The following is a 14,260-nucleotide window of genomic DNA, read 5'->3' as shown; positions in this document are numbered from 1 at the left end:
TAAAATGGCAATTATAAAACAAAAAGGGTCAATACTGGCGTCAGTCAAAAATCGGACGTGTTATAAATAGAAAGAGCAACTCGCTAAAGTTGCTCTAATCTCATCCCCCGAAAGGGTTTGTATTGTGCCTGGAAGAGGACTCGAACCTCCACGCGGTTACCCGCACTAGTCCCTGAAACTAGCGTGTCTACCAATTTCACCATCCAGGCAGACGTAGAAATAGTATAGTGAGGCTTGTTTTCTTTGTCAACATCCGTTTCGAAAGTGAAAAACATTCTCCAGAATGCCCTTGTTTGGCAATTGTTATCCTTTTAATAATTGAGTATTTTAGGAGGCATGCGAATCCTGTTTATTGGAGAGATTGTCAGTAAGGCCGGTGTCTTTACTGTCAAAAAACTACTTCCGAAACTAAAAGAAGAAAAGAACCTCGATTTTGTCGTTGCCAACGGGAACGGTGTGACCGGTGGTTTTGGAATGGGAATGAATCATTCTCTGTATCTGAAGAAACTGGGACTTGATGCCATTACTTCGGGAGAATGTGTCTTCTATAAAAAGGATATGGTGGGATTTATCCCAAAAGCATCCTTTTTGATCCGCCCTGCAAACTATCCACCCGGTAGTCCCGGAAGAGGATGGGGTATCTATAATGTGGGAGATCAGAAAATCGCCATCATTAGTCTTCTGGGTCAATCCGGATATCAGAGAGTACACCTGTCAAATCCATTTTCATATGTCACTGATCTGATCAGCCGAGTGAAAGAAACCACCCCCCATATCATTGTAAACTTCCATGCTACCACAACGGCAGAGAAGCAGACCCTTGCTTATATTGTAGACGGCCATGCCAGTGCCATGATTGGAACGGGAACGAAAGCCATAACTGCGGATGCTGGCCTAATGAAAAAGGGAACTGCCATGATTACAGATGCCGGCCGCTGTGGAAGCCTTCATTCTGTGGGAGGTCTGGAGAAGAATCTGGAGATTCAAAAATTCCTGACTCAGATACCAGAAAGGTCCCAGGATGCCTGGGATCAGCTGGAAATGCAGGGCGTTCTCCTTGATCTGGATGATCAGGGAAAAGCCCGGAGCATCGAAACCTTAAGAATACCCTGTACGGAGAAACCTGATGATACAACCAACAATCGTTGAAGAAAAATTGACGGATGATACAATCCTTGTCCGTTATCCCAATCCCAAGGCGGATAAATCAAAAGCATCCCGCTCCTTCTGGAAGGTCAAGGAACGCTGTTTTCCTGCCGAAAATCCAGAAGCATTTTCATTGTCCAAGGGTGATATGGTGGAAATCCTGATAGATCCCAAGTCTTCCATCATCGCGGCCTTTATGATCTTCATGGTTCCTCTTTTAGGATTTCTGGCTTTTTATGGAATCGCTTCTTTTTTGACAGCTGTGGAAGTTCTTCTGTTTTTCTCTGGAGTCCTGGGTCTGGCCGCTGGAGTGGGCCTGAATGTTCTGCTGCGCAAATTCAAAGGACCGGGAGAACTACCCGTCATAAAGAGGAAGATGTCATTAGAGGATATGAAGGAATTCATGGATTGTCATGACGCCTGTAAAGCCTGTAAAGGCTGCGGTTGAGCTTTTTAGCCTGCCGCCAGCCTGCTGATGGTCTGGGCCATGTCATCCAGGGATACGATTTTCCGGATGTAGTCATGTTCTACGGCGACCCTGGGCATTCCATAGACAATGCATGAGGAAGAATCCTGGGCAATCGTCATCCCGCCCTCTTTGAAGACCTTTCCGATTTCCCGTGCTCCATCCTTACCCATCCCTGTCATGATCACAGCAATGGATTTATTTCCATAAGCGCAGGCAACCGAATCAAAAAGGACCCCCGCAGAGGGCTTGTGTCCATTGACCAGCTCAGTATCGTGGAGGTGAATAATTGAGGCCAGGGACTTCTTTTCGATAGAGACATGAGCATCACCTGGAGCAATCAGTATCCTACCTGCCTTGACCAGGTCACCCTCAGCAGCTTCTTTGACTTCCAGTGGACAAATCCTGTTCAGACTGGCGGCAAACTCCTTGGTGAACCCGGCGGGCATATGCTGAACCACTACAATCGGTACAGAAAGTTCTGGATCTATTTCTGAAAAGACCTTCCTGAGGGCATTTGGTCCTCCAGTTGAGATGCCAATGACAATGACTTCCGGCTTTTCCGGCTCTTTCGAAGGTGTTATTTTTTCCCAGGCATCCTGTTTGATACTGATTCTACCAGGCAAACGAGATGATTCCTGCCGATTGGTTTCCATATCCATAGACAGAGACTGAACCTGCTTGTCCACAAGAGGAGGAACGCTGTTCCCCTGCTTTCTTCTATAATTGCTACCGAAGGCTTTAAGAACTGTTACGAGTTGATTTCCGATTTTTTCAAGCTCATCCGGAGTCGAACCGCTGGGTTTTGTTATAAAATCAGAGGCTCCCAGAGCCAGGGCTTCCATGGTGATTCGGGCGCCTTTTTTGGCGATGGATGACAGGATGATTACAGGGATGTTATGACCTAGGCTATGCATCTCCTTAAGAAACTCAATGCCGTTCATTTCGGGCATTTCCAGGTCCAGAACAATCACATCCGGGGTCAGCCGGGGAATCTTGTTCAATCCAAAACGACCATTCATGGCCGTACCAACGACCTGAAGATCGCTGTCTTTTTCGATCAGTTTGGATATTATATTTCTCATCAATGCCGAATCGTCTACAACCAGCACTGATATTTTGTTCTCTGACACAGAAGCCTCTCTTACTTAATCCTTAATTTTACCGTAGATACACGCCCAGTCTGTTTTAATAAATTTAAATTGAGTATCCATGCCGAAAAGTGACTCGGAATGACCAATAAACAAATAGGAGTGGGGGGCCATTGAATTCCAGAAGTTGTCAATAACATTTTTTTGTGCAGGTTCATCAAAGTAGATTAATACGTTCCTGCAGAAAACAATGTCCAGGTTCTTCAAACTGCTTCCGAATTTCAGGTTGTGATAATCAAATTTGATTAGTCCCCCAATTTCCGGCTTAACCCTATAGCTATTATCCTCTTCTGTGAAGTATTTATTCAGATATTTATCCGGGATTCCAGTAATCCGATTCTTTAAATAAACCCCTTCTTTTGCCTTCATCAATGATTTAAGACTGAGGTCAGAAGCTACAACTTCGATCTTGAAATCCGGAGGGAGGTGTTCTTTGAGGACCATTGCATTTGTATAGGGTTCTTCTCCAGTAGAACATCCGGCACTCCATATTGAGATTTTCTTTTCACCACTTTTTCTTTTGCGTTCTACCAGGTCAGGAATCACATAATTTATGAATGTATCATAATGGGCCTGATTCCTGAAAAAGCGAGTCAGATTGGTCGTGACTGAATCCAGAAAATCTTTCAACTCACTGTCACTTCCTGTCAAGGAATTATAGTACTCACTGATGCTCTCCAGTTTCAGAAGTTTCAGGCGTTCCTTCAATCGGCTTTCAAGAATGGTTCTGTTTGAATCAGAGAAATGGATTCCACTTTCATTATATATGAGATCTCTAATTCTCATGAAATCAGAGTCCTTCAGGAAGTCTGACATTTATTATCCGTCCTTTGGCTTAATATTGAGTCTAATTCCCAGTATTCAGTGCTGTCAATATATTATAAACTTTTGAACTTAATTCCAATCCCTTTGTTGATTGACAGGAGGGGCATATAAACCGATAATTTCCTGAAAGTGAAAAAGATACTCTTCTCGGTTTTAATTATTTTTCTTAATTTCTCATGTTCTCTGGATTATGATTCATCTTTCAGTGACAGCCTGGATGAGTCTATCCCAACATCCAGGCTCTATGGTGTGAAACGAGTTCAGGTTCAGGGCGGACAGCCAAAGGTCACTTTTCAAGCCGAAGAGGCAATTGTCTGGGAAAAAAGGGAAGAAACGGAGCTGATAAAGTTTGTCTTTAATGAGTTTGGAAGTGGCCGGGACGTGATCACGACGGGAGAAGCCGAATATCTGCTGATTTCTGATAACAATGATGCAAAGATCCAGGGCCATATCCAGGGATACTCCCTGAGGAATGAAGCCTCTGTCAAAGCCGAGAATCTGAGCTGGCTGGATGAAAAAAGAGAGCTCTCCAGTATGGAAGAATCCCGGGTCACGATCATGATGGATAACGGATCCCTTCTGGAAGGGGCTGGTTTTGTGGCAGACTTATATACAAATACAACAATTTTTTCATCTGGAATCGGTGGATCTCTTGAATCAGGAAGTAAGGATGAATAAAAAAAGGTTTCTATTTTTAATAATGCTTCTGTTCTCCCTTTTACCGATCACAGCAGAGCAGTACAGTTTTACCAGTGATTTTTTAAAATCGGTCATGGCCGAGGGGAAAGAAAACACCCTCCTTGAAGGGAATGTGTTGATACAGTCGGAGAAGAAGAAGATCAAGGCTGATCGTGTTGAGATTCTAGGTAAGGATTTTCAGTTTTTCATCTGTGAAGGAAACGTTGAAGTGGAGGACCTTGAAAAAAACTTTACTCTGACATCGGATGTGTTTCATTATGATAATGACAATAGAATCATCAGAATAACCGGTCCTTCCATGATGGAAGACAGAGAAAATAAGATGATTATTAAATGCAGCTATTTTGAAAATAGGGAAAAGGACGATCTGATTATTCTACAGGTCGGAGTGCGTATTCTCAAAGAAGATCTGGCTTGCAGGAGTGAATTTGCCGTGTATTACAGAGACCGGAATGTTCTTGAACTAACCGGTTTACCCGTCGTCTATAGAAAGGACGATGTTTTCAGAGCCTCCCGTATCACTGTAGATCTGGATACGGATGAAATCAGGATGGAAGGGGTAGTTCAGGGGTCACTGCTTTCCAAGAGCCAGGATGATAATGATGCAGAGAACAATCCGGCCGAAGTCGTCGAAGACTCCCAGGCTGACACGGAATTGGAAACACCTGAGGAGAGCCCATGAGTAAGGCAATGATTTCTGATACAAAGTCTCTTCAAGTCGAAAATGTTAAAAAATTGTATGGAAAAAAAGTCGCCGTTAAAACCATGAGTTTTACTATGCATCAGGGGGAAATCGTTGGCCTTTTAGGTCCCAACGGAGCCGGCAAAACCACTTGTTTTTATATCATTGCAGGATTTATCAGAGCCACAGCGGGACGCATTCTTCTGGATAATACTGACATCACCAACGAGCCGATGTACAAGCGTTCCCGCCTGGGCATTTCATACCTGCCTCAGGAGCCCTCAGTTTTTCGGAAGCTGACGGTGGAAGACAATATCTGGGCCATTCTCGAAACGCGGGATGATTTGAGTAAAGTAGAAAAGAAAGAAAAGATGGAGCACCTCATTGAGGACCTGGGAGTACAGAAGGTTCGGAGACAGAAAGCTTTTACTCTCTCGGGAGGGGAAAGAAGGCGGACGGAAATTGCCCGCTCTCTGGCGACGGATCCCCGTTTTCTGCTTCTGGATGAACCTTTTGCCGGAATTGATCCCATTGCTGTCTACGAGATTAAAAAAATCATAGAGCACCTTTCTGAACGAGGAATCGGCATTCTGATAACCGACCATAATGTACGGGATACCTTCACCATCACTCATCGCTCCTATATCACGAACCTGGGTGAGATCATTGTCAGTGGAAGCAAAGAAGAGCTTTTAGAAAGTGAGCTGGCACGAACCATATACCTGGGAAAAGATTTTTCAATGTAACTCTCAATGAACATATCCGGTTATTGATCTTGCTAAAACCGGGTTTAATGATACAATTCCTCTTGGTGATCAGTTAAAAAAACGGAGGCCCTTTTGCAGGTTCAAAGAACCGTCATATCACAGGAACAGCGACTTAAAATGAGTCCACAGATGTATCAGTCTATACAGCTGATGGCTCTTCCTATTCAGGATCTCAGGCAGAAAATTGCCGAAGAGGTGGAGAAAAATCCCGCCCTGGAAGAAGTCGATTCTTTAAAACCCGCCACCCTGGATGAAATGCCCTCTAAAAAAAGTGATGATTATGATCCTTTTGAGAATTCATCGGATCCGGGGTACCAGAGAGTCCCTAATACGGGAGAGGATACGAAACGTAAATTCCTTGAGGGAACTATATTCCGGAGTGAGTCGTTGCAGGATCATCTCTTGTGGCAGCTGCACATGACAGTTCTCTCGGAAGAAGAGAACCGTATTGGTGAGCTTCTTATCAGCAACCTCGATGGAAATGGCTTTCATATGGATTCCCCCGACACACTTGTGCGGGAAGGAGAGCGGTCCCTCCTTGAAAAGATGATTCACCTCATTCAGGACTTTGATCCTTTGGGGGTTTGTGCCGCCGATCATAGAGAGTCCCTACTGATTCAGGCTCACCTTAGGGAGGATATGCCCGAAGAAGTGGACACGGTTCTGACCGATTTAATGGAATTGCTGGAGAAAGAGAAATATAATGAAATTATAAGGCAGCTGAAAATCAGCAGAGAAAGATGGGATGAGATAATGGATTTCCTCAAGTCCCTGGACCCTTATCCCGGCAGCATCTACTCTCAAAGTTCTTATAACTATGTCATCCCGGATTTGATTGTCCGGAAGAAGGAAGGTGAGTTTGTAATCGTTCTTAACGACGAGGAAATTCCGGTTCTGCGTATCAATTCCTTCTTCGAAGACATTCAGGAGGGGGGGGGCGTCGAAGATAAGAGGGTCAAACAGTTTGTGAACGGAAGGGTCAGAGATGCCCGATGGTTTATTGGAAGTATAAATCAAAGGAATATGACTTTGCTTAAGACTGCAACAGCCATTCTTGAGTTTCAAAGGGACTTTTTCAGGAGAGGCCCTAAATATTTAAATCCCCTGACCCTAAAGGATGTTGCTGGTGAAATAGGTGTGCATGAAGCCACTGTTTCCAGGATTACGACCAATAAGTATGTTCAAACCGAATGGGGTATATACGAACTGAAACATTTTTTTACCAATTCTATTTCCGGGGCCGGATCTGGAGGTTCCCGATTCTCCAAGGAAGGAGTTAAAGAGGTTGTCCGTGAGATCATTGCAGAATCCACGGATGAAAAAAAGCTGTCTGATCAGAAGATTTCAGAGATTCTGAGTAAGAAAGGAATTAATATTGCAAGGAGGACGGTTGCCAAGTACAGAAAAGAACTTGCACTGGGCTCATCCTTCAAGCGGTAATAATTTATATTTTTTTTTGGTGCCGCAGTTCACTGTCGACACCATTTGATAGGAGGCTTCTATGACTGTAGAGCTAAAAGGTGTTCATTATGATGTTTCTGACAGCACCCGGGAATACGTGGAAAAAAAGCTGAAGCGGCTTAAACATGTGGAGGATCTGATCGTTGATTTCCACATTACATTATCCCGAGAACCCAAAGGCCTTTATATTGCTTCATCAGACGCCCATTTTCGGTGGGGTCAGAACAGCCATGTCAAGGTTGAAGATCGGGACTTGTTTAAAGCTATCGATATTATGTTTGATAAAATGGAGCATAAAACAACAAAAGAGAAAGAAAAAATCCAGGAACATATGGCCGAAAAACCTGAAATTTAAGGTTATGGCTTTTTGAATACGGGACCCTCTCAAACCAAGAGAGGGTCTTTTTGTTTGCCCAGCGAAGCCTTTTTTATCTTTCTGCTGGCATTCAAATGTTCCCAATTCGGAGTGAAATCCTGTCGCATTTAAAAAAGAGTAGAATTTTCACAAAAAAACAGATAAAATCAATGGTCCGGAGTCATTCCTGGAAAGTTGAGGAACCAGATGGAAAAAATTACAGTTCTGGATCTGATGGATCTGGATCTGCGCGACTATAATGCTCTGAAGCTGAAATGTCTTGCCGGACGGAAGGGTCTGGCCAAGACGATTGATCATATGGAATTAAACCGGCCGGGACTGGCCCTCACAGGGTTTTTTAAGACCTTTGCACCCCAGCGGGTACAGGTTTTCGGCTCGGCTGAACATGAGTATTTGAAGGAAATGGAAGAGACCGGTGATTTTTCATCGGTAGAAAAGCTTTTTTCCTTTCCTATTCCTTTTTGTGTTTTCTGCAGGGAAAAAACTCCGGCTGACTGGTTTTTGGTGCTGGCAGAAAAAGCGGGTGTTCCCGTTCTTCAGACACCTCTGCCCTCTAATGAGTTTTCTGTTAAAATTATCCGGACTCTGGGAGATATTCTGGCACCCCAGGAAAAACAGCATGGTGTTCTGGTTGAAGTGTTTGGAATGGGAGTTCTGATCAAAGGAGAAAGCGGTGTCGGGAAGAGTGAAACGGCGCTGGAACTATTAGAACGGGGCCACCGGTTGATTTCTGATGATTCTGTTTTGATGAAATGTTTCAATGGAAGCATCCTTATGGGGTTTAGTGATGACCGGATACTGGGGCATCATATGGAGATTCGGGGATTGGGAATCATCAATGTTTCCCAGATTTTCGGAGTAAGAGGAATAAGAGATAAGAAACAGGTTCAGATGGTGATCAATCTTGAAGAATGGGATTCTTCAAAAAATTATGATCGACTTGGTACGGTGGAAGTTACATCTGATATACTGGGAGTGAAGATATCCACTTTTAATATTCCCGTCAAACCAGGCAGGAACATTCCGGTGATTATTGAAGCGGCAGCCTTAAATGAGCGCTTGAAACATAAAGGGCATTATGCTGCTAAAGAATTTAATAAAAATCTGATACAGATGCTGGAAAGTGACAATGCCAGAAAGATGTATCAGGATAACTATTTGACTAAGCAGGATTAAAGAATGGTTCAGAAAGATACACTTGTAAAAAATAGAGCAGGGCTGCATGCCAGACCTGCGGCCCTGATTGTGCAGACAGCCTCTCAATTTGAATCCACGATCTTTATCGAGATGGGGTCTGAAAAAATAAATGCCAAGTCCATTATGGGAATCCTGACAATGGGTGCCGGATATGATACCAAGGTCGTACTTACCGCCGAAGGTCCGGATGAGCAAGGAGCACTTGATGCGTTGTTTGCCCTTTTTGAAAGCAGGTTTGAAGAGGAATGATCCAGGATACGGCATCAGAATCCTTCTAGTTCTGATCATATCAGCTTCTCCCTTATTCGGACTGAATACTCCTATAGCTTCATACAGCACAGGAGAAGATGGTTCTCTGGTTTTGTACTTTCATCCAGATCCTATCCCTGAGGCATTAATCCGGAGCAATATAAACAATGGGCATCAGTCGGAAATATTTGCCAGCTTCCGAATTCAGATGAGCGGCAGCCCTTACTCCATCGGAGGAGAGCATCTGGAAATACATATCAGAAAAACCGGTTTTAGAGACAAGATTACAGGGGACTATATATTGCTCCTCAATGGACGGGAATCCGCTGTGTACCGGGATTGGGACCTTTTTTTTAAGGCATTTTCCGGCATCCTGATTTACCCTTCGGGTATCCATATTCCCAAAGATTCAGATCCAATACTTAAAGTCCGGGAAAAAATAATATATAAAAAACTGGTCCCTCCCTTCAGCATCTTGTACCTCCTGCCCGGTAAATTCATCAGACAGGGTTCATGGGAGCCCGTATTCCAGGGGGATTTTTATTGAAATTCCAATCCATTAGAGAATTCCTCCAAAATAGCGTGATTACGGTCATCCTTCTCTACCTTCTGGTTATTGTCCTGATTCTCGTTTTTTCTTCCAACATTCTGGGAAGTATGGATCAGAACACCATCGGTGAGGATGGAATCTCCCTGGTGTTGTTGATGGCCATTCCTTTGATTCTGATCATTTCATTGGGGTACAGTTTCATTTATGTCTGGCGTAAAGTCCGATCGAAGCATTCCTCATACCGTTTCAGGCTGCGTCTTGTGCTGCTGATTTTTCTGATCATCTTCCTCATCTCCCTTCCTCAAACTGTTTTATCTCTGCGATTTGTAGACATGGTTTTTAACCAATGGTTCGGTCCGGAAGTGGGAATGGCCCTTGATAGCGGACTGGAAATCGCTTTGGAGTATTATTTTGATTTGAACCGTGAGTTGGAGGACATTGGGAACAGCCCCTATTTATCTCTTTCTGCCTCCCGGGTTTCCCAATCCCCGGAACGGGTTTGGAAGGAACTGAAGTCTCAGTTTCCGATGATTGAGGGAATCCAGATTCTTTCTCCTGAGGATTTATATGTGTTTGGTGATCCCCGATTGACCTATTCCCGGGAAGAGCTGGAACTGATCAAGCCCGGGCTTATACCCAAAAGGACGGTTCCCGACTTCAGCATTCTCGGGTATATGAAAGAATTAAAGAGCAGCGGAACTCCCTATAAGGTTGTTCTGTATAGAACCATCCCCCGGGAATTTGACGATCATGCCCGAAATCTCACACAGGGTATTGAAAAGTTCAAACAGTTTGAAGAGTATGATAGACTTTTCAGCGTCGGATTGATTCTCTTCTATGCTATTTTTCTGGTACCCATGCTTTTTCTGGGATTTGTAGTCGCCCTGGTCATAAGCCAGCGTATGATAAAACCCTTTCTGGGGCTGGAAGAAGCAACCAGACGAGTTGCCCAGGGGGACTATTCCTATCGACTCCTCAGCAGGGAGAATGATGATTTTTCTTTTCTCACCGATTCTTTCAATACCATGGTCAAAGAGCTGGAAGTCTCCCGCATGGAGACCCTGCAGACCGAAAAAGTATCAGCCTGGCAGGATATTGCCCAGAGGCTGGCTCATGAGATACGAAATCCTCTGACTCCTATCCGTTTGTATGCCCAGAGAGTTCTGACCCGCCTGGGTGATGATGAGATTCCTGAACAGGTTATTCGGAAAGGAATGAATAGAATCCTTGTGGAAGTGGATAATCTCAACAGTCTTCTCACAGAATTCAGGGAGTTTGCCCGGCAGAAATCGCCGGCCATGGAAGAGTTGAATTTAAAAAAATTCCTTCATTCCATCATTGAGGTCCTGGAGGAGTCCTCTCCGGGAGTCACCTTTCTGACAGAAGATCTCAGGGATGATCTTTACATACACGCTGATCCGGGTCAATTCCGGCAGGTTTTTCAGAATCTGTTCTCTAATGCACTGCAGGCTATGGGGGGTGAGGGTATCATAATCTTGAGAGCCGATCTTGTGAAGAAAGGTTATTCTGTTTACTCTAGGGTACAGGTATCTGATTCCGGACCCGGAATCCCTGAAGACTTGCTTGATCAGGTATTCAATCCCTATTTTACAACAAGAGATAAAGGAACAGGATTAGGCCTTTCAATTGTAGAAAGAATTATTCATGACCATAAAGGACGTATCTGGGTTGAGTCGTCCCCGGGAGAAGGGACAACCTTTTACCTGGACCTGCCTTATGAGGAGATGTATGGAAAGGATACTGATTATAGATGATGAACCTTCTGTCAGAGATGTTCTTAAGGATATTCTGAGCGACGAGGGTTATGAAGTCCTTGAGGCTCCAGATGGGATCGAAGGCCTTCGTATGATGAAGACTGAGCCGGTAGATCTTGTGTTTCTGGATATCTGGCTGCCCAGGATGGGCGGGATAGAAGTGCTTAAAATCCTCCGGGAAGAGTATCCTGTCGTCTCAGTTCTTATCATCTCGGGGCATGCCAATGTAGATCTGGCGGTTAAAGCCATAAAGATGGGAGCTTTTGATTTCCTGGAAAAACCTCTGGATCTGACCAGGGTGATTACCCTGAGTCGAAATGCTATTGAACTGGAAAAGCTTAAGAAGGAGAACCGTTCTCTGAAAACAGCGGGTGTCCTGGATGATCAGATGATCGGTGAAAGCGAAGGAATCAGGCAGATTCGTGAAATCATCAAACAGAGTGCCGATTCTGATGCCCGGGTCATGATCCTGGGAGATAATGGAACGGGGAAAGAGCTGGTAGCCCGGGCTCTTCATAATAGCAGCTCCCGCAGGTATGAACCATTTATTGAGGTCAATTGTGCCGCCATACCGGAAAACCTGATTGAGAGTGAACTCTTTGGACATGAAAAAGGGTCCTTTACAGGTGCCGCAAGACTCAAGAAGGGAAAGTTTGAGATGGCTGACGGAGGAACTCTTTTTCTGGATGAAGTCGCTGATATGTCTCTTGGCGCCCAAGCCAAGGTGCTTCGGGCTATTCAGGAGATGAAATTTGACCGGATTGGCGGTACGGAACAGGTTTCGGTAGATGTGCGAGTCATTTCTGCCACCAATAAAGATATTATGAGAGAAATTGAGGAGAATCACTTCCGGGAAGACCTTTATTTCAGGCTCAATGTTGTGCCTATTCATGTACCCTCTTTAAGTGAAAGGATTGAGGATCTGCCTCTGCTGGTAAATCATTTTATGAAGTTGTATACACCCTCCGGACAGGAACCCCGCAGCATCTCTGTTGAAGGCCTGGAAGGAATGGCCCGATTTCCCTGGTCGGGAAACATCCGGGAATTGAAAAATTTCATGGAAAGAATTAATATTATGTCCGATGGGAATGTGATTTCTCTTGAATTGGTGATGCAATTTCTGGGAGAACAGAAGATTGCCAGAAAATCACCCCTCCTTGAAAAATTCGGCACCAAGAAGTTGAATGAAGCCAGGGATGAATTTGAGCAGATTCTTTTACAGGACAGATTGGAAACAAACGGGTATAATATATCCAAAACTGCTCAGGATCTGGGAATCTATCCCAGTAATCTTCATAGCAAGATTAAAAAATATGGTCTGGAAATAATAAAATGAAAACTTTGACAAAACGACAGGGTGAGATTCTGGACTTTATACGGGGTTATATTCAGGATAATCAGTATCCTCCCTCTATCCGGGAAGTTGGAAGAAATTTCAGCATTTCCGTCAAAGGAGCTTATGATCATGTGAAAGCCCTGGAGAAAAAAGAAGTCATAGCCATCAGCCATAATAAGTCTAGAGCTATTACTCTGACTCCCGATATAGAAGAGAGTGAAGAAAGCAGGAAAATACCGATTCTCGGCAGTGTCGCCGCAGGTTTGCCCCTATTTGCAGAAGAAAATCATGACGGATCTGTCACCCTTCCTATAGACGTTTTAAAGCAGGGCAATCTGTTTGCCCTGAGAGTTCAGGGCGAAAGCATGACCGGTGCGGGAATCCTGGATGGAGATCTGGCGGTCTTTGTGCAGCAGCCCCTGGCGGATAATGGTGAAATCGTTGTAGCCATGGTCGATGACTCAGTCACTCTCAAACGCTTTTACAAAGAGAAAAACCGGGTCCGCCTCCAGGCTGAGAATCCGGCATACCCCTCGATTTTTACTCAGGATGTCAGAATCCTGGGAAAATTAATTACAATAATTAGGCAATATGGCTGAAAAACAACTTCATATGCTATTGGGTCCCGAAAAGGGGCAAAAAGATCAGTATCTGGATAATCTCAAAAAGGTCTTGAAAAAGAAGGGCGGTGAAGAGCCTGAGTCTCATCGTTTTTATCCATTTGATACAGATATAAGTCAGATCATTTCGATCCTCAGAAACGGATCTCTCTTTTCGTCTCACAAATTGGCGGTGATTTTAAGTTGTGAGGAGATTAAGAAGGCTGGTGACATCAAGATGCTGGGGCAGTTCTGCAAGAATATGCCCGAAGATGTAACCCTGGTATTTCTGAGCGACTCTGTCAGTGTTGATAAAAGGCTGGCCGCCCTGGTTCCCGGGTCGGAAAAGAAAATTTTCTGGGAAATGTTCGATAATCAGAAAATAGACTGGGTTCAGAAGTATTTTTCCGATCAGGGAATGAAGATAGAGGCTAGAGCCATCCATGTTCTCCTGGAGATGGTCGATAATAATACTGTCGATCTCAAGGAAGCCTGTCAAAAGTTGTCTTTTTACTTCAATATCGGCGATGTCATTCAGGATGAAGATATTGATAACTTCGTATATCACAGCAAGGAAGAGAATGTCTTCACCCTTTTTGAAAAGATACTACTCAAGGATCTCTCGGGAACCTTGGAGGTCTTTTCAAAAATAACACTTTCCGGTGATGCCGACCTTGTATACCTTCTTTCAGGGCTGATGAGGCAGATTCGCCGGGTCCTCAAGGTTAAGACTGCCCTTGCCGAAGGAGAAGCATTGCAGACTGCTTTTCAAATGTATGAAATCAGGGGTAAAAAGAATCAGAAAATCACCGGAGACGGTCTAAGAAAATTTGGATTAAAAGAATTGGAACAGGTTCAACGGGAGGGTGAGATTTTAGACCGGCGGATGAGAGAGTTGAAAAAGAGCATGCAGATTATTTCTTTCCAACTATTTCTGATCCGCTCTTTTAGAGGAATAAAATAAGCTTACGAAATGAAATT

The 14,260-nt window shown here is 44.1% G+C and carries 16 protein-coding genes and 1 tRNA gene; 14 read left to right on the top strand and 3 right to left on the bottom strand.

All coding sequences use genetic code 11. From position 1 onward, the window contains the following. Window positions 1-125: 125 nt before the first annotated feature. A tRNA-Leu gene (locus PF479_RS10735) sits at window positions 126-209 on the bottom strand. A gap of 127 nt (window positions 210-336) precedes the next feature. On the opposite strand from PF479_RS10735, the gene PF479_RS10730 reads away from it, so the two are divergent. Both PF479_RS10730 and PF479_RS10725 read left to right on the top strand, forming a co-directional pair. After that, entirely contained in the window at window positions 337-1,149 is an 813-nt protein-coding gene (locus PF479_RS10730) for a TIGR00282 family metallophosphoesterase (RefSeq protein WP_298006125.1), read from the top strand. Further along, on the top strand, window positions 1,127-1,594 hold the full coding sequence (locus PF479_RS10725; RefSeq protein ID WP_298006123.1) for a SoxR reducing system RseC family protein: 468 nt from the start codon (window positions 1,127-1,129) through the stop codon (window positions 1,592-1,594). The genes PF479_RS10730 and PF479_RS10725 overlap by 23 nt, the downstream gene beginning before the upstream one ends. 5 nt (window positions 1,595-1,599) lie before the next feature. Here PF479_RS10725 and PF479_RS10720 read toward each other — a convergent pair whose 3' ends face one another. Further along, window positions 1,600-2,745, bottom strand: coding sequence for a chemotaxis response regulator protein-glutamate methylesterase (locus PF479_RS10720; protein ID WP_298006120.1), 1,146 nt, complete (start codon window positions 2,743-2,745; stop codon window positions 1,600-1,602). Window positions 2,746-2,760: 15 nt separating this feature from the next. After that, complete coding sequence (locus PF479_RS10715) at window positions 2,761-3,579, bottom strand: protein-glutamate O-methyltransferase CheR (protein WP_298006117.1); 819 nt, start codon at window positions 3,577-3,579, stop codon at window positions 2,761-2,763. A gap of 138 nt (window positions 3,580-3,717) precedes the next feature. On the opposite strand from PF479_RS10715, the gene PF479_RS10710 reads away from it, so the two are divergent. The 12 genes from PF479_RS10710 to holA all read left to right on the top strand — a co-directional run bounded on the left by PF479_RS10710 (window position 3,718) and on the right by holA (window position 14,243). Beyond that, window positions 3,718-4,266: a hypothetical protein gene (locus tag PF479_RS10710; protein WP_298006114.1), complete on the top strand. Its 549-nt coding sequence runs from the start codon at window positions 3,718-3,720 to the stop codon at window positions 4,264-4,266. After that, entirely contained in the window at window positions 4,259-4,969 is a 711-nt protein-coding gene (locus PF479_RS10705; protein WP_298006111.1) for an LptA/OstA family protein, read from the top strand. The genes PF479_RS10710 and PF479_RS10705 overlap by 8 nt, the downstream gene beginning before the upstream one ends. Continuing rightward, window positions 4,966-5,715, top strand: a complete 750-nt coding sequence (gene lptB, locus PF479_RS10700; protein WP_298006109.1) for an LPS export ABC transporter ATP-binding protein — start codon at window positions 4,966-4,968, stop codon at window positions 5,713-5,715. The genes PF479_RS10705 and lptB overlap by 4 nt, the downstream gene beginning before the upstream one ends. A gap of 93 nt (window positions 5,716-5,808) precedes the next feature. Beyond that, window positions 5,809-7,176, top strand: a complete 1,368-nt coding sequence (gene rpoN / locus PF479_RS10695) for an RNA polymerase factor sigma-54 (protein ID WP_298006105.1) — start codon at window positions 5,809-5,811, stop codon at window positions 7,174-7,176. Between the two features lie 61 nt (window positions 7,177-7,237). Then, a complete protein-coding gene (gene raiA, locus PF479_RS10690) occupies window positions 7,238-7,552 on the top strand; it encodes a ribosome-associated translation inhibitor RaiA (RefSeq protein WP_298006102.1) in 315 nt (104 codons plus the stop codon). Window positions 7,553-7,759: 207 nt separating this feature from the next. Next, entirely contained in the window at window positions 7,760-8,749 is a 990-nt protein-coding gene (gene hprK / locus PF479_RS10685) for an HPr(Ser) kinase/phosphatase (protein WP_298006099.1), read from the top strand. A 3-nt stretch (window positions 8,750-8,752) separates the two neighbouring features. Beyond that, a complete protein-coding gene (locus PF479_RS10680) occupies window positions 8,753-9,019 on the top strand; it encodes an HPr family phosphocarrier protein (RefSeq protein WP_298006096.1) in 267 nt (88 codons plus the stop codon). Beyond that, on the top strand, window positions 8,976-9,566 hold the full coding sequence (locus PF479_RS10675) for a hypothetical protein (RefSeq protein ID WP_298006093.1): 591 nt from the start codon (window positions 8,976-8,978) through the stop codon (window positions 9,564-9,566). The genes PF479_RS10680 and PF479_RS10675 overlap by 44 nt, the downstream gene beginning before the upstream one ends. After that, a complete protein-coding gene (locus PF479_RS10670; RefSeq protein ID WP_298006091.1) occupies window positions 9,563-11,344 on the top strand; it encodes an ATP-binding protein in 1,782 nt (593 codons plus the stop codon). Before PF479_RS10675 ends, PF479_RS10670 begins: the two co-directional genes overlap by 4 nt. Then, entirely contained in the window at window positions 11,319-12,680 is a 1,362-nt protein-coding gene (locus tag PF479_RS10665; RefSeq protein ID WP_298006088.1) for a sigma-54 dependent transcriptional regulator, read from the top strand. The genes PF479_RS10670 and PF479_RS10665 overlap by 26 nt, the downstream gene beginning before the upstream one ends. Then, a complete protein-coding gene (lexA, locus tag PF479_RS10660; protein WP_298006085.1) occupies window positions 12,677-13,279 on the top strand; it encodes a transcriptional repressor LexA in 603 nt (200 codons plus the stop codon). The genes PF479_RS10665 and lexA overlap by 4 nt, the downstream gene beginning before the upstream one ends. Further along, window positions 13,272-14,243, top strand: a complete 972-nt coding sequence (holA, locus tag PF479_RS10655) for a DNA polymerase III subunit delta (RefSeq protein ID WP_298006082.1) — start codon at window positions 13,272-13,274, stop codon at window positions 14,241-14,243. The genes lexA and holA overlap by 8 nt, the downstream gene beginning before the upstream one ends. The last annotated feature ends 17 nt before the right edge of the window (window positions 14,244-14,260 follow it).

The organism is Oceanispirochaeta sp., assembly GCF_027859075.1.
GTDB lineage: Bacteria > Spirochaetota > Spirochaetia > DSM-2461 > DSM-2461 > Oceanispirochaeta.
The sequence above is the reverse complement of the archived record's forward strand: the minus strand, read 5'-3'. Positions and strand labels throughout refer to the sequence as shown.